The organism is Bacteroides sp. AN502(2024), from assembly GCF_041227145.1.
In the GTDB taxonomy this organism is placed as follows: Bacteria; Bacteroidota; Bacteroidia; order Bacteroidales; family Bacteroidaceae; genus Bacteroides.
This window is the reverse complement of sequence record NZ_JBGFSP010000003.1, coordinates 1,303,839-1,322,475: the sequence shown is the minus strand read 5'-3', so window position 1 is coordinate 1,322,475 and position 18,637 is coordinate 1,303,839. Positions and strand designations below refer to the sequence as shown.

The window sequence follows — 18,637 nt, the reverse complement described above, 5'->3', positions numbered from 1 at the left end:
AGTTAGAATTTGATGCGGCAAGTAAGTCCATAATAGAAATCCGGGGTGAAAAGAGCGCTTACACCCGTTGCATGAGATTTTACATAAGGCCGTGAGTTGGTGAAATTAATCGCATTGAGAGAAAGGGATACATAGTCTCCAATCTCTTTGGTGATATTGATATTGGCAGAAAAATAAGGATCATATCCGTCTGCAGCGAATGTATAGGCATTGCCCGATTTGCGTATCAGGTAGGAAAATTCCGGATTCGCGGCTTCCGCTGGCGTGAAAGGATGCATCTCATTATTCAGATCGAGGTATGCCACGGGCCAGATAGCAGTATAGGAATTGCCGTCATAGATACTTCCTCCGGTTGGGACATTACCGTTTTCACTCACATTGAACGCATATTCTTTTCCTTGGTATTCGGAGATATTCTGCGAACGCTTCACTAGCGAACCTTCCAGCCGACACGAGATAATCAGTCTGGCTTTGGGAATGCGGGTGATGGCTGTGACATTGGCATCCAGCGAGTGGGTGCGCTTGCCGTTGGCTGTACTCGATAAGTTGTCTCCATTGGCGTAGATACCTACATATTGGTAAGAACGATTGGCGAGACTGGTGTGCGACCATCCATTCTGATAATAATACGATAAAGAGTGGTCGATATTTTTCGTATAAGTATAAGCCGCATCTATCCGGAACTGGGTGCGAATCGGCGTGATTTCCGGGAAATCAACGATCATTTCCGCTCCGCGACGAATCACGTCCCTCCCATTGTCGGGAGACGTTGACTTTACAAAAGTCCGGTCGGTCACTTTGACATCCATAGGAGTCCAGTAACTGGATGCATTGTCGCGTATGTAAACCATTCCTGTCTGGTTGTCCACATGGATTTGCGGATTAGCAGGCATCGTGAATCCCTCCGGCAATTGGAGAACATCGTAGGAGAACGGAGTATAGGTATTTGTGTATTTATACGGCAGCTTGGTACGGTTGAAATAGCCGACTAATGAAATGTTGGTACGGGCGATGTTGACGTCCAGACCGATTTCTGCGTTCTGATTCCGTTGCCACCGGAGGTTCTCATTGTGCAATAACGTGTAGGGCTGACTATAATATATATAAGATGATTCCATCTTATTATAGGAAAAGCCGAAGGTCTGTATGTCCCGATATTCCTGTTGGGGGTACAAGGTATGGAAAGAGGGCAGTTTTTCGGTAATTCCCCAACCGCCACGGATAGCGATAGATTCGTTCAACTGCCATCTGGCATTGAAACGTGGAGATAGAGTATTCAGATTTTTATAGTTCGTTCCCTTGATAAACAAATGTTCCCAACGCACCCCTGCCATCAGTCTAAGCATGGTATTTCCCACGGGAAATGACAGACTCTCTTCTGCATAAACTGAAACATTATGCATATATGGATAAGTCGTGTAAGGGCGGGGGCGGTAGCCGTTCGGAGCCAATGAAGGATCTTGGTAAAATTCTCCTTGACCCACATTTCCTGTTGCTTTCCACTGAACACCCGCTTTCAGGTTGCTGTTTACAGCCTTCAACCGCCTGTTCCATTCGTACTTTAATGACGCGGCATAATCCAGCTCTTTGGAGTCGATGATTGGGTCGGCAAAGTAGGTATATGGCAGTTTGTTTGCCATAAAATATCCTTCCTGCATGGCATGAACAGCCGGTTGCTCCGATGCATACGAGTAGAACGTATGCGCGTGGGAGTTGTTATCATTGTAATATATCGATGCGTCGAACTTGAGGTTGGTTATCCACGATTGATTGATCCGCCAGGCGAGTGACGTGTTTGCCCGGAATACGTTATCTCTCACTTTCTTGTATTCTCCCGAATAGGCATCGGGATCATCTTTGGTATTCATTCCTCCGATATTGCCTGTAACACCGATGTCGAATCTCAATACGTTGCGGAATGTGTTGCTATATCCGGCAGAGAATCCCCTCCTCGTATAAGAAGAATAGGGAGATACCAACTTCTGAGTAGCTTTGGTCCACTCACCGTTTATGTTGATGACTCCTTTGTCGTTTCCTAAATCCAATCCTTTGGCAAATGAAACCTGTTCGGTGCGAGGATTGACAGATAGCAATATGTTCCAGGGTGTTTTTCCTTTTCGGGTGTGAATCTTGACCATTCCACTATTCAAGTCTCCATATTCTGCCGAAGGCACTCCGGTGATGACCTCTACCGATTCAATATTCGCGACAGTAATATGCCGGGTATCCACTCCGCTCATCTTGCCAAACGAACCATTGTTTCCAATACGGACCCCATCCACTTCCACAGCTGTTCCGAATGCGGCATTACCGGCTGTTGACCCTCCGTCACGTAAGGAGAAGATATGGTTGGCGGTGAGATCCGGCACTCGGGTCTTTCCTCCCGGAAGGAGAGCGGAGATATCGCTCACGTTCGACACCTGTAGGTGTTCCAACGCATTATTTCCGATAGTGAGTGTGGTATTCAATTCATTCTTGGGAGCTTGTGCAGTAACGACTACATCATCCAGTGCAAGTGTGTTTTCTTTGAGTAGGATAGGAAGGTGATTGATATTGCTGTGTACATTTACGGGAATTGTCGCCGGCACATATCCAAGAAAAGAAACCTCCAGATTATATTTTCCCTCCTGTACTCCATGTATCGTAAATTCTCCTTTCTGATTGGATACGGCCCATAAATAGGTACCTTTAATGAGAATGGAAGCACCGGGTAAGGGGGAGTTTGTCTCGGCTTCGGTCACACGTCCCGAGATTGTATAGATGTTTGAATTAGCAGCGACCTCAACTACATTGAAAAACAGTAGCCCCCAAAATGCTATATTAAAAATACAATATTTCATAGATAACTTTTGTGCAAAATTCGGTAAAAACCGAATTTTCGTCAATCGCCATAAATAGGTATTTCGGTTAAATGAAGATACCTACAACTGATTAGCCTACCCTACTTGCAAATAGGTATTTTTATTTGATTGCACTTGGGAGAATAAAAACCGGCTTGCATTGTGATCGCCATCACAGTGCAAGCCGGTTGATTTATCGGGCTTATCTATAGTTGTCCGGATCTTATTTCCAGTCGCGCTATATTAGATATTTTTTACTTTAATCAGATATTCGGCAATCTGAACAGCGTTCAGGGCAGCCCCCTTCTTGATCTGGTCACCTACAATCCAGAAAGTCAGTCCGTTTTCGTTTGTCAGATCTTTGCGGATACGGCCTACGTATACCGGGTCTTTACCTGCCAGGAACAACGGCATCGGGTATTCTTTTTCGGCAGGATTGTCCTGTAAAACCAGCCCTTCGCCGTTAGCGAATGCTTCACGAGCCTCTTCTACGGAAATCGGACGTTCCGTTTCTATCCAAATACTTTCAGAGTGAGCGCGTAGTGCGGGAACACGTACACAAGTTGCACTAACCTTTACGTCAGAATGCATGATCTTACGCGTTTCATTATACATCTTCATCTCTTCTTTCGTATAGCCGTTTTCTGTAAACACGTCGATCTGCGGAATCAGGTTGAAAGCCAACTGATAGGCAAACTTCTCCACAGTCACAGGCTCATTAGCCAATACCTGACGATATTGTTCGTACAATTCGTCCATGGCAGCGGCACCCGCACCACTTGCTGCCTGATAGGTAGATACGTGTACGGTTTTTATATGAGAAAGCTGTTCGATGGCTTTCAGTGCAACGACCATCTGGATAGTCGTACAATTCGGATTGGCAATAACACCGCGCGGACGTTCCAATGCATCTTCTGCATTTACTTCAGGTACCACTAAAGGCACATCGGTATCCATACGGAAAGCGCTGGAGTTGTCGATCATCACAGCACCATACTTGGTGATTGTTTTTTCGAACTCCTTGGATGTTCCTGCACCGGCAGAAGTGAAAGCAATGTCTACCCCTTTAAAGTCATCGTTGTGTTGTAAGAGTTTCACCTCGATCTGTTTACCGCGGAAAGTATAGGTTGTTCCGGCACTACGTTTAGAACCGAACAAAACTAACTCATCCAACGGGAAATTTCTCTCATCGAGCACGCGCAGGAACTCTTGTCCTACGGCTCCGCTTACGCCAACAATAGCTACTTTCATCTTTATCTTCTGTTAAATTGTGAATATTGAATTTCTCTCCTTCATCCTGTCGAATCGGAAAGATTTGACTGCAAAATTATAACAAATTAGTATATAAACATTGTTTTTGAGAGAAATATTTCAGCTTTTCGACGGATTACTTGAACCTTACGTATCATCAGGTGATGTTATCGGGACAGGATAACTGTACGCAAAGTGACTCCTTCTCCGTCGCGACGCGAATCGGATTGGTTGGGTTGCCCGATTAGATTATCTTTATTGCCTATTATTACTTCGTTTGACTATAGTCTCCCTTGCGTTTGACTATAGTTATTCGCAAGGGAAACTATAGTTATCCGTAAGGAAGACTATAGTCATCCGAAATAAAAGTGCCTAACGAAATATATCCTGATAGGTAAGCGGGGGAAAAGAAGTAGTAAGGTGAGTAATTGACTAATGATAATACGTCAGAACATTCATTGTGATTCTGCGAACTTTTTTGTTCCTTTGCAGAGAAATCCTAAAACCACCGTCTATGAACCTGTTTGATCTTCATTTAACGTTGCCTATTTCTGATCCGACCTGGGTATTCTTTTTGGTACTGATAATCATTCTTTTTGCTCCGATGATTCTGGGGCGTCTCCATATACCTCATATTATAGGTATGATTCTGGCAGGTGTACTGATTGGCGAGCACGGCTTTCATGTGCTCGACCGTGACAGTAGTTTCGAACTGTTCGGCAAAGTAGGACTCTATTATATCATGTTCCTTGCCGGTCTCGAGATGGATATGGAGGATTTCAAGAAGAACCGGACGAAAAGTTTCGTGTTCGGCTGGCTTACCTTTCTGATTCCTATGGCGTTGGGGATATGGAGCAGTATGAGTGTGCTGGGGTACGGTTTTCTCACGGCAGTATTGTTGGCAAGTATGTATGCTTCCCACACCTTAATTGCCTATCCTATTATTAGTCGTTATGGACTGTCGCGTTTACGCAGTGTCAATATCACCATTGGTGGTACTGCTGTCACCGTCACTCTGGCTTTGATTATTCTTGCCGTCATAGGAGGCATGTTTAAGGGAACTGCCGATGGCTGGTTCTGGGTATTTCTTGTAGTCAAAGTGGCCTTCCTCGGATTCCTGATTGTATTCTTTTTCCCCCGTATCGGGCGTTGGTTCTTCCGGAAGTATGATGACAGCGTGATGCAGTTTGTGTTTGTGCTGGCGATGGTTTTCCTCGGAGGAGGATTGATGGAATTTGTAGGAATGGAAGGAATCTTGGGAGCTTTTCTGGCCGGTTTGGTATTGAATCGCCTGATACCCCATGTATCTCCTTTAATGAACCGGTTGGAATTTGTGGGAAATGCGTTGTTTATTCCCTATTTCCTGATTGGTGTCGGAATGATTATTGATGTGAGAAGCCTGTTTACCGGAGGCGAAGCATTGAAGGTAGCCGTTGTGATGACAGTGGTGGCAACCTTTAGTAAATGGCTGGCTGCCTGGATCACACAAAAGGTCTATCGGATGCAGTCGAACGAACGGAGCATGATATTCGGTCTGAGTAATGCGCAGGCGGCGGCTACATTGGCAGCGGTATTGATAGGGCACGAGATCATCATGGAGAATGGAGAGCGGTTGTTGAATGACGATGTCTTGAACGGTACGGTAGTGATGATACTGTTCACTTGTATCATCAGTTCTTTGGTGACCGAACGTTCGGCCCGTCGTTTTGCTTTGGATGACAATGTGCAAGAGGAAGAAGAAGCTAAACAGATAAATAAGGAACAAATCTTGATTCCAGTCGCTAATCCGGAGACGATTGAAGATCTGGTTAATCTGGCTTTAGTGATAAAGGATGCCAAGCAGAAAAACGCATTGGTGGCGTTGAACGTTATCAATGATAATAATAGCTCGGAGAAGAAAGAACAGCAGGGTAAACGTAATCTGGAGAAGGCTGCCATGATTGCCGCTGCCGCTGATGTGCCTGTGACGATGGTGAGTCGTTATGATTTGAATATCGCTTCGGGGATTATCCATACCATCAAAGAGTATGAAGCTACGGATATTGTGATCGGTCTGCACCGGAAGGCAAATATTGTCGACTCTTTCTTCGGACATCTGGCTGAAAGTCTGCTGAAAGGTACGCATCGTGAAGTGATGATTGCCAAATTCCTGATGCCTGTCAATACCTTGCGTCGAATCAATATTGCCGTTCCGCCGAAGGCTGAATATGAATCGGGGTTCTCTAAATGGGTGGAACACTTCTGCCGTATGGGAAGTATCTTGGGCTGTCGGGTGCATTTCTTTGCCAATGAGCGTACGTTGATGCGTGTTCAGCAACTTGTGAAAAAGCGACATGCAGGTACCCCGACGGAATTCTCCATATTGGAGGAGTGGGAGGATCTCTTGCTGTTGACAGGGCAGGTGAATTATGACCATTTATTGGTCGTTATCTCTGCCCGTCGCGGATCTATCTCTTATGATCCCTCTTTTGAGCGTCTGCCGACACAATTAGGAAAATATTTCTCTAATAATAGTTTGATTATTTTGTATCCCGACCAGTTTGGCGAACCGCAGGAAATTGTGTCATTCTCCGATCCTCGCGGGTATAATGAGTCGCAACATTATGAGAAGGTTGGTAAATGGTTTTATAAATGGTTAAAGAAAAACTAATGGACAGAAATGATTGGCAACAGAGAACGAAACTCCTATTAGGGGAGGAAAAGATAGAGCGCATTCGGAATGCACACGTATTGGTCGTGGGACTGGGTGGAGTAGGTGCTTATGCCGCCGAGCTGATTTGCCGTGCAGGGGTCGGACGGATGACGATTGTAGATGCCGATACAGTGCAGCTTACCAATCTGAACCGTCAGTTGCCGGCCATGCATTCCACGCTGGGGAGAACGAAAGCGGAGGTGTTGGCAGCCCGTTATAGAGATATAAATCCGGCGATTGAGCTGACTGTCCTGTCTGTTTACCTGAAAGATGAAAATATACCGGAACTGCTGGATGCCGGTACTTATGATTTTATTGTGGATGCCATTGATACGATCAGTCCGAAATGCTTTCTGATTTATGAAGCGATGAGGCGTCACATAAAGATTGTCTCCAGTATGGGAGCAGGGGCGAAGAGCGACATCACCCAGGTTCGTTTTGCCGATCTTTGGGAGACGTATCATTGCGGTTTGAGTAAGGCTGTGCGGAAGCGTTTGCAGAAGATGGGAATGAAACGGAAACTTCCGGTGGTGTTCAGTACGGAACAAGCCGATCCGAAAGCTGTATTGCTGACGGAGGATGAACAGAATAAGAAATCGACATGTGGGACAGTCAGTTACATGCCGGCCGTGTTTGGGTGCTATCTGGCTGAATATGTCATTAAACGATTATAAGGCTATGATGATAAAGCTAGAGGGGATTACGAAGAGTTTCGGCTCATTACAGGTGTTGAAAGGCATTGACCTGGAAATCAACAAAGGAGAGATTGTTAGTATTGTAGGCCCGAGTGGTGCGGGTAAAACTACGTTATTGCAGATAATGGGTACTTTGGATGAACCGGACGCAGGTATGGTAGCGATTGACGGAACCGTGGTGAGCCGGATGAAAGAGAAAGAACTATCCGCTTTTCGCAATAAGAATATTGGGTTTGTTTTCCAGTTTCACCAACTATTGCCGGAGTTCACGGCATTGGAAAATGTGATGATTCCCGCCCTAATCGCCGGGGTATCTTCGAAGGAGGTACACGAACGTGCTGTGAAGATTCTGGATTTTATGGGACTGGTTGACCGGGCTTCTCATAAACCGAACGAATTGTCGGGAGGTGAGAAACAACGGGTGGCGGTAGCACGGGCTTTGATCAATGAACCGGCTGTTATTCTGGCTGACGAACCATCCGGCAGTTTGGATACACATAATAAAGAAGATTTACATCAACTGTTTTTTGATTTGAGGGATCGGCTGGGGCAGACTTTTGTCATCGTGACGCATGACGAAGGGCTTGCCGAAATTACGGACCGGACGGTTCATATAGTGGATGGTATGATTAAAAAAGATTAATTGGAGAGTTTAATGTATAAAAATATATATGAAAAGGCGGAGCCTTGTAAGTGTTCTGTCTTTTAGCCATACATTTATAGTCCCTTCTCTACGGAAGTCTGTGAAGATGATAGTAGAGTGTTTGTTTTGTTTGTGTGTGATGCATTCTTGTCTGTGGTGATAGGAATGCATCTTTTTTTATTAATTATAACAAATGTAGGGCTCGATCCGTTCGAGATCAGTAGGAGTGAACTCCTCGTAAAGAGATAATTGCTTCAGACTTTTTAAGGGTCCTTTCTTTTTCCGATATTCTATGATAGCCTTTGCCTGGTAGTAGTTTATGTATGGATGATGCATCATTCGTTCCATGCCGGCTTTGTTTAAATTGATGCGGCGTGTTTGATGGGTGTCAATGGAAAACCACGGACGGAGTTTGTCTACCTTTAGATGAATCTCCTGCAACTGCTCTATCCGGGAAAAGCCTCCCAGCCGTTCGCGGTAATTCACAATCATCCGGGCAATGCTGCTTCCGATTCCCGGAATCTTTTTCAGTTCGGTGGTATCTGCGGAGTTGAGGCTGATGATTGTTCCGGGGGAATATTTCATGAGTGTGTCCCGTTGTATGCTTGGTATGGTTAACAATCGTACCGTATCCTTTGAATTGAAATCTTTTCTAATTTGAATATAGGGATAAAGGGTCCGGTATTGTTCTTCCGTTAGCCCATAGATCTTTCGGAAATCCTCCGGATGGCGGAATTTGCCTTGTTTATTGCGATAACGCAGAATGTTCCTAGCCATCCAGGACGGTAGTCCGAGTGACAGGAAAGTGGCGGAGTCCGCAGTATTCGGATCGAACATCGCAAGTTTGATCTCCCTTTGAGGGGATGATTGAAATGAATGATCGGACTTTGGGCGAGGTTGGGTTTCTCGGAGGGAAGAAATAAAGTCGTTATATTCTTTATCGAACTTCTCATTCTCTGCGCAACCGGTATCTTCAACGCGAGAGAAAAAGGAGAAGAGTTTAGGAGCGGCATATACTCCTAAAATGAGAACAACAAGAACGATAATGCCCTGTCGTTCAGTTTTGGTATAGTAAAGGAAGTCTTTCCACATTATAGATTGATTAATCCCAGTTCATTGATAAATATCAGTGAGATGGCGATGGGGGCGATGTATTTTAATATAAAGATTATGAGTTTGTATGCCGGTATCTTTAATGAACCGTTATTGGTAACCTCCGACCATACGATCTTTTTGTCCAGATACCATCCGGTGAAGAGCGAAATACACAATCCGCCAAGTGGTAACATGATTTTAGCTGTTAAGAAGTCGAAGAGGTCGAACATATTCAGTCCGAAAATCGTAAATCCGTTCATGACTCCCAATGATAATGAGCAGAATATTCCTAGGAAAATACAACCTCCGGTGACTAACCTGGCTGATTTCCCACGGGAAAGCTTGAACTCCTCATGTAAATAAGCGGTTACTACTTCGTGCAGGGAAATGGTGGAAGTTAAAGCTGCCATCGCCAACAACGCGTAGAACATGACAGAGAATATATATGCCAGTATGGGGACTCCGCTGAATGCCTGTTGGAATACATTAGGCAGTGTGATAAAGATTAGGCTCGGACCTGAATCTGGTTGTATGCCTACGGAAAAAGCGGCCGGGAAGATGATAAAACCGGCTAGTATCGCTACAAAAGTATCAATGATTCCTACGCTGAAAGCGGTTTTAGTTAGGTTGGTTTCTTTACTGAAATAGGAGGCGTATGTACAAAGACATCCCATTCCCAAGCTTAAAGAGAAAAAAGCCTGTCCCATGGCACTCAAAAACACATTTCCGTTCACTTTGCTAAAGTCTGGCCTGAACAGGAATTCAATGCCTGCACCGGCTCCCGGCAAAGCAACCGAGCAAACTACCAGTATGAGGATAATGATAAACAAGGCAGGCATCATGATTTTGGAGGACTTTTCGATTCCTTTTTCCACTCCTTTCACGATGATGAAATGAGTGATTAGCAGGAAGGCTACCAACCATACAACCGGTCTCCACGGACTACTGGAGAATTGCTGGAAAGAAGAGATGAACTCTTCGGAGTTTTTCCCGGCAAAGCCGTTGGTCGCAGCTTCAAGAATATATTCAAGTGTCCAGCCTGCTACTACGGTATAATAACTAAGTATCAGGAAGCCGGCCAGTACTCCCATGCGTCCTACCCAACGCCAATGTGTTCCAGGGGCTAATTTCTGATATGCTCTTGCTGTGTTGGCTCTCGAACGGCGTCCTATCAGAAACTCGGCAATCATAATAGGCAGTCCCAGAAGAAAGATGCAGCCTAAATAGATCAATATAAATGCCGCACCTCCATGATTTCCCGTTTCATAGGGAAATCTCCATATATTACCCAGTCCGACCGCAGAGCCGGCCGAAGCGAGTATGACCCCTAATTTACTGCCAAAGTTTGCTCTATCATTTTTTGCCATAAATATTGTTTTATCTTACAAATCGTTATAAAATGCAGGTATAAAATGCAAATATAGAAAATGATACTTATATTTGCACGATAATTGTAATATTATTTAGATGTGCTGTCTTATATTAAGAAATATCCGATCTCGCTTTTTATTATTCTGACAGTGGTTTATCTGTCGTTCTTTAAACCGCCTAAGACGGATTTAAATGAAATTCCCAATCTCGACAAACTGGTTCATGTCTGTATGTATTTGGGCATGTCGGGCATGTTGTGGCTGGAATTTCTGCGTGCGCATCGCAGAGACAATGCTCCGATGTGGCATGCGTGGGTAGGTGCATTCCTCTGTCCTGTACTTTTTAGCGGTTGTGTAGAATTACTGCAGGAGTATTGTACTACTTACCGGGGTGGAGACTGGTTGGATTTTGCTGCTAACAGTACAGGAGCCTTTCTGGCTAGTTTAGTAGCCTATTATGTCGTACGTCCTAGGATGATGAATAAGAGGCTGTCTAATAGGTCTCAGTAATTAGAAGTCACCCCTGCCAAAACATATTCTGGCAGGGGTGAAATCGTTAAAATAGGACTTGTTAGACAGTCTCTTGTTGTTCTTTCCGTTTACAAATACTCTACCGTCGAGCTAAGGCTGATCGCGTTAGAGCCTTTGATAAGAATGGTATATCCTTGGGGTGTGTCAGCTTGCAGCTCCTTTATAACTTCCTGCACATTGGCGTAAGTTTTAAAAGAATGTTCGCTTGCGGCAAACTGTTCTCCTACGAGCCATACTTTCTCAAAACCACTTTCTTTGATGTAATCAACTACTTTCTGATGTTCGGCCGAGCTTTCAGCACCTAGTTCGCGCATATCTCCTACTATGAGCATCTTGTGAGGGGCTGTCATGTTCCGGAAGTTTTGCAAGGCAGCCATCATACTGGTCGGGTTTGCATTATATGCGTCGATAATCAATGTGTTATCTTGGGTCTTTTTAAGTTGGGAACGATTGTTTTGTGGTGTATACCCTTCCAAAGCTTCGTCGATCTTCTTTGCTTCCACTCCGAAGAAACGTCCGAGGGTGATGGCAGCCAAGGCATTCGGGAAATTATATTCTCCGATTAACTGTGTGTGAACCTGATGGCGTTCACCGTCCTTTCCGGCTTTCCACTCGAAAGCGAGATAAGGTGAATTACCGATAATCCGACCGTTGACATAGAGATCATCTTCTGTTCCATAAGGAATCAAATTCAATCCTTGTGCAATATTCATTAAATAGGTGTTGTCATAATGGATGAAGGTCGTTGCCTCGGTACTCTTACGAAGGAAATCATACAATTCTCCTTTGGTCTTGATCACTCCTTCGAAAGAACCGAATCCTTCCAAGTGAGCCTTGCCTACGTTGGTGATAATGCCATAATCCGGTTCGGCTATTTCGCAAAGAAACTTGATTTCTCCCGGATGATTGGCGCCCATCTCTATGACAGCAAGGTCATGTTCCGGCTTCAGTCGTAGCAGGGTGGTCGGCACACCGATGTGATTGTTGAGATTGCCTAAGGTATAAAGCACGTTATGAGCTTGGCAGAGAACGCTGGATATTAATTCTTTGGTGGTCGTCTTTCCGTTGGTTCCGGTAATGCCGATTACCCGTGTCCCGAGTTGGCGGCGATGATAGTTGGCAAGCTGCTGCATTGTTTGCAGACAGTTGTCTACAAGTATATATCGCTGATCGCCTTCTATGGCATATTCGGCCTCATCGATAATGGCAAATGCGCATCCGGAGTCCAGTGCTATCTTAGCAAATGCATTACCGTTGAACGACTCACCTTTCAAGGCGATAAACAAAGAACCGTCCGGGCAGTTCCGGCTATCAGTAGTAACTGATTGGCAATCCAGAAAAATCTGGTAAAGAGCAGCAAGTTTCATAACCTGATCTTTTATTTAAAACGTTGCAAAGATAGGTTATTCTTTCGGATTCTCCTATAATTTGCAAATATACGTTTATTTCTTCTTTTTAGTACGAATACTTGCTTTTTTTGTCTACATTTGTAGGCGATCTAAAAGGAATGTTGTCCATGATGAAATCTATATCTCCTATTTATATAAATGTAAAAGGGCGGTTGCTCGATCTTGCTACTCCGCAGGTGATGGGAATTTTGAATGTTACTCCTGATTCTTTTTATTCCGGCAGTCGGATGCAGACTGAAGAAGATATTGCTGCCCGGGCGCGGCAGATACTTGATGAAGGTGCTTCGATTATTGATATAGGAGCTTATTCTTCACGCCCGAATGCTGAAAATATCTCTGCTGAAGAAGAGATGCGAAGACTGCGCACCGGTTTGGAAATTCTGAATCGCAATCATCCCGAAGCTATTATTTCCGTCGATACTTTTCGGGCGGATGTGGCGGAAGAATGTGTGAAAGAATATGGAGTCGCTATTATTAATGACATAGCTGCCGGTGAAATGGATCACCGGATGTTTCAGACAGTCGCCAACTTGGGAGTACCTTATATTATGATGCATATGCAGGGAACTCCCCAGAATATGCAGAAAGAACCGTCTTATGATAACCTGATTAAAGATGTTTTTCTGTATTTCGCTCGTAAGGTACAGCAACTTCGCGACTTGGGAGTGAAAGATATCATTCTCGATCCAGGATTCGGGTTCGGAAAGACATTGGAGCATAATTATGAGCTGATGGCGCATCTGGAAGAGTTTCATATCTTCGAACTTCCCGTTTTAGTGGGAGTTTCGCGGAAATCAATGATTTATAAATTATTGGGAGGAACCCCACAAGATTCATTAAATGGGACAACCGTATTGGATACTGTTGCCTTGATGAAAGGAGCGCACATTCTGCGGGTACATGATGTGCGTGAGGCGGTGGAAGCTGTTCGGATCACGGAGAAATTGAAAATAGAGAGCGGATATGACAAATAAGAGGAGGGGGCATGTTTTTTGAGTTTGGCATAAAAGATTTTATCGATATTCTGCTGGTGGCTTTTGTTTTGTACTATACCTATAAACTGATGAAAGCTTCCGGTTCTATTAAGGTATTCACGGGTATTCTGGTTTTCATTCTGATCTGGCTAGTGGTGACACAAGTGCTGGAAATGAAACTGTTGGGTTCTATTTTCGACACATTGATGAATGTGGGTGTGATAGCATTGATTGTGCTTTTTCAAGATGAGATCCGCCGTTTCCTTTTGACTTTAGGATCTCATCGGCATGTCAGTGCATTGGCCCGTCTCTTTAGCGGATCGAAAAACGAGTCGTTGAAGCATGATGATATCATGCCTGTGGTAATGGCCTGTTTGAGTATGGGGAAACAAAAAGTCGGAGCATTGATTGTCATTGAGCATAACACTCCCTTGGATGAAATTGTTCGTACGGGCGAATTGATTGATGCGGCAATCAATCAGCGTTTAATCGAGAATATCTTTTTTAAGAATAGTCCGTTGCACGATGGGGCGATGGTGATCAGCAAAAAACGTATCAAGGCGGCGGGATGCATTCTTCCTGTGTCCCATGATTTGAACATACCGAAGGAGCTTGGCTTGCGACATCGCGCAGCGATGGGGATTTCACAGCAATCGGATGCGCATGCCATTATTGTTTCAGAAGAAACAGGAGGTATCTCCGTAGCCTATCGCGGACAATTCTACCTCCGTCTGAATGCGGAAGAACTGGAAAGTTTGTTGACAAAAGAAAACTGATTTCCGGAAAAACAACAATGGACATTTTTATACTTTTATTGTGGATATTTATGCTACACGTTCCTTGCGCGATTTGGTCAATAAATTGGGTAAGGCTATTTTGGAGGAATTAAAGCCGCATGGAAGAAAGGTTTGGGAACTCTTCATTAATGCTATATCTTTTTTGCAAGCCGGGATATCTTATGATATTTCAGGAACACCCTCTTGGTCTATCAGCTTGGGCGATATTACTAATCCGGCCATTAGTATTGTAGCAATACGCGTTTTGTATTTGCAGGATCGCAACGGCATTTGATGGGAAGCATTTTCACCTCTTCTTCCCGACCGTTTTGCCAAAGTGTAACAATCATGAATCTTCCACCTATTCCGAAAGATAAATACAGGGAGTTTGCTGTCAGACATTTCCGGGAAAATCATAAAATACTGTGTCCGGAAGTGGTTGATATATTGTATGATCGTTTTGCTGACGGAACTTTTTATTTACAGAAAGTGATGAATATGCTTTTCCTGAAAACTCCTGATAACGGAATTTGTGGAATGGAAATGGTCGAGGCGGCTATTGATTATATTATTAATTTTACAGCGGATACCTATGCTGAGCTGTTATACCAATTACCGGAAAAACAGAAAGAAGTTTTTATCGCTATTAATAAAGAGGGGAAAGCAAGAGCAATTAATTCGGGGGCATTTTGCAAACGGTATGGATTGGCTTCGCCGAGTTCCGTGAAGTCTGCTGTGAATGGACTTTTAGATAAAGATTTTATAACTAAAGAACGGGATTATTATGAAGTTTATGATAAGTTCTTTAGCCTTTGGTTAGCCAAACAATAGCTGTGGAGTAAATGAAATAAAGCAAAATAGCGTCAATCGGTGCTATTTTGCTTTATTTCCAACCCTTTTTGAATGATAATTATGCCCTCCTTTTAGGTGAATCGCCTACCTTTGCCGTATACTATTAAAATTCTATTTTTGAATAAACCATGAAAAACAGATTGATTGCTTTACTGGTACTTTTTACAGTTGTTTTCTTTAGTACTGCACAGGCGCAAACTACTGCACGGAAGTTTGAGGTAGGCAAGAATACATTCTTGCTGGATGGAAAACCGTTTGTGGTAAAGGCTGCCGAGTTGCACTACACCCGCATCCCGCAAGCTTATTGGGAGCATCGCATTGAGATGTGCAAGGCATTAGGCATGAATACTATTTGTATTTATATTTTCTGGAATATCCATGAACAGGAAGAAGGTACGTTCGATTTTTCCGGTCAGAATGATATTGCTGCTTTCTGCCGTGCGGCACAGAAACACGGTATGTATGTCATTGTTCGTCCCGGTCCGTATGTATGTGCGGAGTGGGAGATGGGAGGACTTCCCTGGTGGTTGTTGAAGAAAAAAGATATAGCCTTGCGTACGCTCGATCCTTATTATATGGAACGAGTAGGCATCTTTATGAAAGAAGTAGGCAAGCAACTGGCTCCGCTGCAAGTGAATAAAGGGGGAAACATCATCATGGTGCAGGTTGAGAATGAGTACGGTTCTTATGGAATCGACAAACCTTATGTTGCTGCCGTGCGCGACCTGGTTCGTGAATCCGGTTTTACCGATGTACCTCTGTTTCAATGTGACTGGAGCAGTAACTTCACCAATAACGCGCTCGATGACCTGATTTGGACCGTGAATTTCGGAACGGGTGCCAATATCGAACAGCAATTTAAAAAGCTCAAGGAGCTTCGTCCTGAGACTCCATTGATGTGTAGCGAGTTCTGGAGCGGATGGTTCGACCACTGGGGACGCAAGCATGAGACACGTCCTGCAAAAGATATGGTACAGGGCATCAAGGATATGCTCGACCGGGACATCTCTTTCAGTCTCTATATGACTCACGGAGGAACGACTTTCGGACATTGGGGAGGTGCGAATAACCCGGCTTACTCTGCTATGTGCAGCTCATACGATTATGATGCTCCGATTAGCGAATCCGGATGGACCACCGACAAGTTTTTCTTGCTTCGTGACTTGTTGAAGAACTATCTTCCGGCAGGTGAGACATTGCCTGAAGTGCCCGCAGCTTTGCCTGTTATTGAAATCCCCGAGTTTCGCTTCCATCAAGTGGCTCCGCTTTTCTCGAATCTGCCGGAGGCAAAACAAACGGTGGATATTCAACCGATGGAACAATTCAATCAGGGATGGGGAACGATTCTGTATCGCACCACATTGACTGAAACTACTCTTGCTGGTACCACTTTGAAAATTACGGAAGTGCACGATTGGGCGCAGATATATGCCGACGGTAAACTCCTGGCACGTTTGGACCGTCGTAAAGGAGAGTTTACAACGACCTTACCTGCACTGAAAAAAGGTACACAACTGGATATTCTTGTGGAAGCAATGGGTCGTGTTAACTTTGACAAATCCATCCACGATCGCAAAGGAATAACCGAAAAGGTGGAACTTATTGCGGGTAACCGGGCTAAGGAATTGAAAAACTGGACCGTATATAACTTCCCGGTAGATTATTCCTTTATAAAAAATAAGAAATACAGCGATGAAAAGATATTACCGACTATGCCTGCCTATTACAAGAGTACCTTCACATTGGATAAAGTAGGAGATACTTTTCTGGATATGAGCACATGGGGGAAAGGCATGGTTTGGGTGAACGGTCATGCAATGGGGCGTTTTTGGGAGATCGGTCCGCAGCAGACTCTCTTTATGCCGGGTTGCTGGTTGAAAGAAGGAGAGAATGAAATTCTTGTTCTGGATTTGAAAGGTCCTACCCAAGCTTCCATCAAAGGTTTGAAGAAACCAATTCTCGATGTGCTTCGTGAAAAAGCTCCCGAAACACACCGCAAGGATGGAGAAAGGCTGAAACTGGCGGGTGAGAAAGTGGCTCACGAAGGGGCTTTCACTCCAGGCAACGGCTGGCAGGAGATACGATTTGCCACTCCGGTGAAAGGACGTTATTTCTGTCTGGAAGCACTTGCTCCGCAAGCAAATGATAACATCGCAGCGATAGCAGAGCTTGATGTCTTGGGAGCTGATGGTAAGCCGGTATCCCGCGAACATTGGAAGATTCGTTATGCCGATAGTGAAGAAACACGTAGTGGCAACCGTACTGCCGACAAGATATTCGACTTGCAGGAATCCACTTTCTGGATGACAGTGGACAACGTTCCTTATCCTCATCAATTGGTGATTGACTTGAGCAAAGTGGAAAACGTGACCGGTTTCCGCTATCTGCCCCGTGCCGAAAAGAATTATCCGGGCATGATTAAGGAGTATCGCGTATATGTGAAACCGGCGGATTTCAAATCTGTGTTTCAATAAATAATCATACACTAAATATTGAATATAAAATGAATAAAAAGAGATATATCATCCTTATGGCATTCCTATTTGTAGGAGTGCTGACTGGGTATTGCCAGCAATCTGCTTACCTGTTTGTCTACTTCACCGGCAATCGTATGAGTGAAGAGGCAGTCCGGATGGCTGTTAGTCTTGATGGATATAATTATAAAGCCTTGAATGGAAATCAGCCGGTACTTGATGCCCGTGTGATTAGTTCGACAGGAGGAGTGCGTGATCCCCATATTCTGCGTTGTGAAGATGGGAAAACATTTTATATGGTGGTTACAGATATGGTATCCGGAAATGGATGGAGTTCTAACCGTGCCATGGTACTTTTGAAATCAAAAGACCTTGTACACTGGACTTCCAATGTCGTGAATATCCAGAAGAAATACCCAGATCAGGAAGACCTTAAACGTGTGTGGGCGCCACAAACTATTTATGATAAGGAAGTTGGAAGGTATATGGTTTACTGGTCTATGCAGTATGGCAATGGTCCGGATATCATTTATTATGCCTATGCCAACAAAGATTTTACGGATATAGAAGGAGTGCCGAATCCACTGTTTCTTCCGAAAAACGGAAAATCATGTATTGACGGCGACATTGTTTATAAAGACGGACTCTATCATTTGTTCTACAAAACGGAAGGGAATGGAAATGGAATAAAAAAAGCGACTACTTCCTCTCTGACCTCTGGGCAGTGGGCAGAATCGGATGATTATAAGCAGCAGACGGAGGATGCGGTAGAAGGTGCGGGCATTTTCCCATTGATTGGTTCGGATAAATATATCTTGATGTACGATGTGTATATGAAAGGCAAATACCAGTTTACGGAAAGTACCGACCTGGAACACTTTAAAGTGATTGATCATGCTGTCAGCATGGATTTCCATCCACGTCACGGTACTGTTATTCCGATTACTCAAAAAGAATTGCGACGTCTTTTCAAGGCATATGGTAAACCGGAAAGTTTATAAAACTTTGCGATTGATAATCTTAATGCTATATATA

The 18,637-nt window shown here is 44.1% G+C and carries 15 protein-coding genes; 10 read left to right on the top strand and 5 right to left on the bottom strand.

The window, feature by feature from the left end; all coding sequences use genetic code 11:
* Positions 1-2: 2 nt before the first annotated feature.
* Both AB9N12_RS05225 and AB9N12_RS05220 read right to left on the bottom strand, forming a co-directional pair.
* Complete coding sequence (locus AB9N12_RS05225; protein ID WP_369890286.1) at positions 3-2,840, bottom strand: TonB-dependent receptor domain-containing protein; 2,838 nt, start codon at positions 2,838-2,840, stop codon at positions 3-5.
* 243 nt (positions 2,841-3,083) lie between these two features.
* On the bottom strand, positions 3,084-4,091 hold the full coding sequence (locus AB9N12_RS05220; protein WP_369890284.1) for an aspartate-semialdehyde dehydrogenase: 1,008 nt from the start codon (positions 4,089-4,091) through the stop codon (positions 3,084-3,086).
* 514 nt (positions 4,092-4,605) lie between these two features.
* Between AB9N12_RS05220 and AB9N12_RS05215 the strand changes: the two genes are divergently transcribed.
* From AB9N12_RS05215 to AB9N12_RS05205, 3 genes are read left to right on the top strand one after another with little or no spacing between them, the layout of a single operon-like run.
* Positions 4,606-6,741, top strand: coding sequence for a cation:proton antiporter (locus tag AB9N12_RS05215; protein ID WP_369890282.1), 2,136 nt, complete (start codon positions 4,606-4,608; stop codon positions 6,739-6,741).
* On the top strand, positions 6,723-7,457 hold the full coding sequence (locus AB9N12_RS05210) for a ThiF family adenylyltransferase (RefSeq protein WP_369890280.1): 735 nt from the start codon (positions 6,723-6,725) through the stop codon (positions 7,455-7,457). The genes AB9N12_RS05215 and AB9N12_RS05210 overlap by 19 nt, the downstream gene beginning before the upstream one ends.
* A 7-nt stretch (positions 7,458-7,464) precedes the next feature.
* Positions 7,465-8,121: an ABC transporter ATP-binding protein gene (locus tag AB9N12_RS05205; RefSeq protein ID WP_369892811.1), complete on the top strand. Its 657-nt coding sequence runs from the start codon at positions 7,465-7,467 to the stop codon at positions 8,119-8,121.
* A gap of 180 nt (positions 8,122-8,301) precedes the next feature.
* Here AB9N12_RS05205 and AB9N12_RS05200 read toward each other — a convergent pair whose 3' ends face one another.
* The gene (locus tag AB9N12_RS05200; protein WP_369890278.1) at positions 8,302-9,213 is read right to left on the bottom strand and encodes a ComEA family DNA-binding protein; all 912 of its coding nucleotides are present in this window, start codon (positions 9,211-9,213) and stop codon (positions 8,302-8,304) included.
* On the bottom strand, positions 9,213-10,583 hold the full coding sequence (locus AB9N12_RS05195) for a sodium-dependent transporter (RefSeq protein WP_369890276.1): 1,371 nt from the start codon (positions 10,581-10,583) through the stop codon (positions 9,213-9,215). The genes AB9N12_RS05200 and AB9N12_RS05195 overlap by 1 nt, the downstream gene beginning before the upstream one ends.
* A gap of 102 nt (positions 10,584-10,685) precedes the next feature.
* On the opposite strand from AB9N12_RS05195, the gene AB9N12_RS05190 reads away from it, so the two are divergent.
* Positions 10,686-11,096, top strand: a complete 411-nt coding sequence (locus tag AB9N12_RS05190) for a hypothetical protein (protein WP_369890274.1) — start codon at positions 10,686-10,688, stop codon at positions 11,094-11,096.
* Positions 11,097-11,185: 89 nt separating this feature from the next.
* On the opposite strand, the gene murF is transcribed toward AB9N12_RS05190, so the two are convergent.
* Positions 11,186-12,484, bottom strand: a complete 1,299-nt coding sequence (murF, locus tag AB9N12_RS05185; RefSeq protein WP_369890272.1) for a UDP-N-acetylmuramoyl-tripeptide--D-alanyl-D-alanine ligase — start codon at positions 12,482-12,484, stop codon at positions 11,186-11,188.
* A gap of 149 nt (positions 12,485-12,633) precedes the next feature.
* Between murF and folP the strand changes: the two genes are divergently transcribed.
* From folP to AB9N12_RS05155, 6 genes are all read left to right on the top strand, one after another.
* Entirely contained in the window at positions 12,634-13,500 is an 867-nt protein-coding gene (folP, locus tag AB9N12_RS05180) for a dihydropteroate synthase (protein WP_369890270.1), read from the top strand.
* An 11-nt stretch (positions 13,501-13,511) separates the two neighbouring features.
* Positions 13,512-14,276 (top strand): diadenylate cyclase CdaA, encoded by a 765-nt coding sequence (cdaA, locus tag AB9N12_RS05175; RefSeq protein ID WP_369890268.1) that lies wholly within the window; start codon positions 13,512-13,514, stop codon positions 14,274-14,276.
* A gap of 40 nt (positions 14,277-14,316) precedes the next feature.
* Positions 14,317-14,571 carry a hypothetical protein gene (locus AB9N12_RS05170; protein ID WP_369890266.1) on the top strand — a complete coding sequence of 85 codons (255 nt, stop codon included), beginning with the start codon at positions 14,317-14,319 and terminating at the stop codon, positions 14,569-14,571.
* A 53-nt stretch (positions 14,572-14,624) separates the two neighbouring features.
* Complete coding sequence (locus AB9N12_RS05165) at positions 14,625-15,107, top strand: hypothetical protein (protein WP_369890264.1); 483 nt, start codon at positions 14,625-14,627, stop codon at positions 15,105-15,107.
* A gap of 149 nt (positions 15,108-15,256) precedes the next feature.
* Positions 15,257-17,602, top strand: coding sequence for a beta-galactosidase (locus tag AB9N12_RS05160; protein ID WP_369890262.1), 2,346 nt, complete (start codon positions 15,257-15,259; stop codon positions 17,600-17,602).
* Positions 17,603-17,631: 29 nt separating this feature from the next.
* On the top strand, positions 17,632-18,603 hold the full coding sequence (locus tag AB9N12_RS05155) for a glycoside hydrolase family 43 protein (RefSeq protein WP_369890260.1): 972 nt from the start codon (positions 17,632-17,634) through the stop codon (positions 18,601-18,603).
* Positions 18,604-18,637 lie beyond the last annotated feature (34 nt).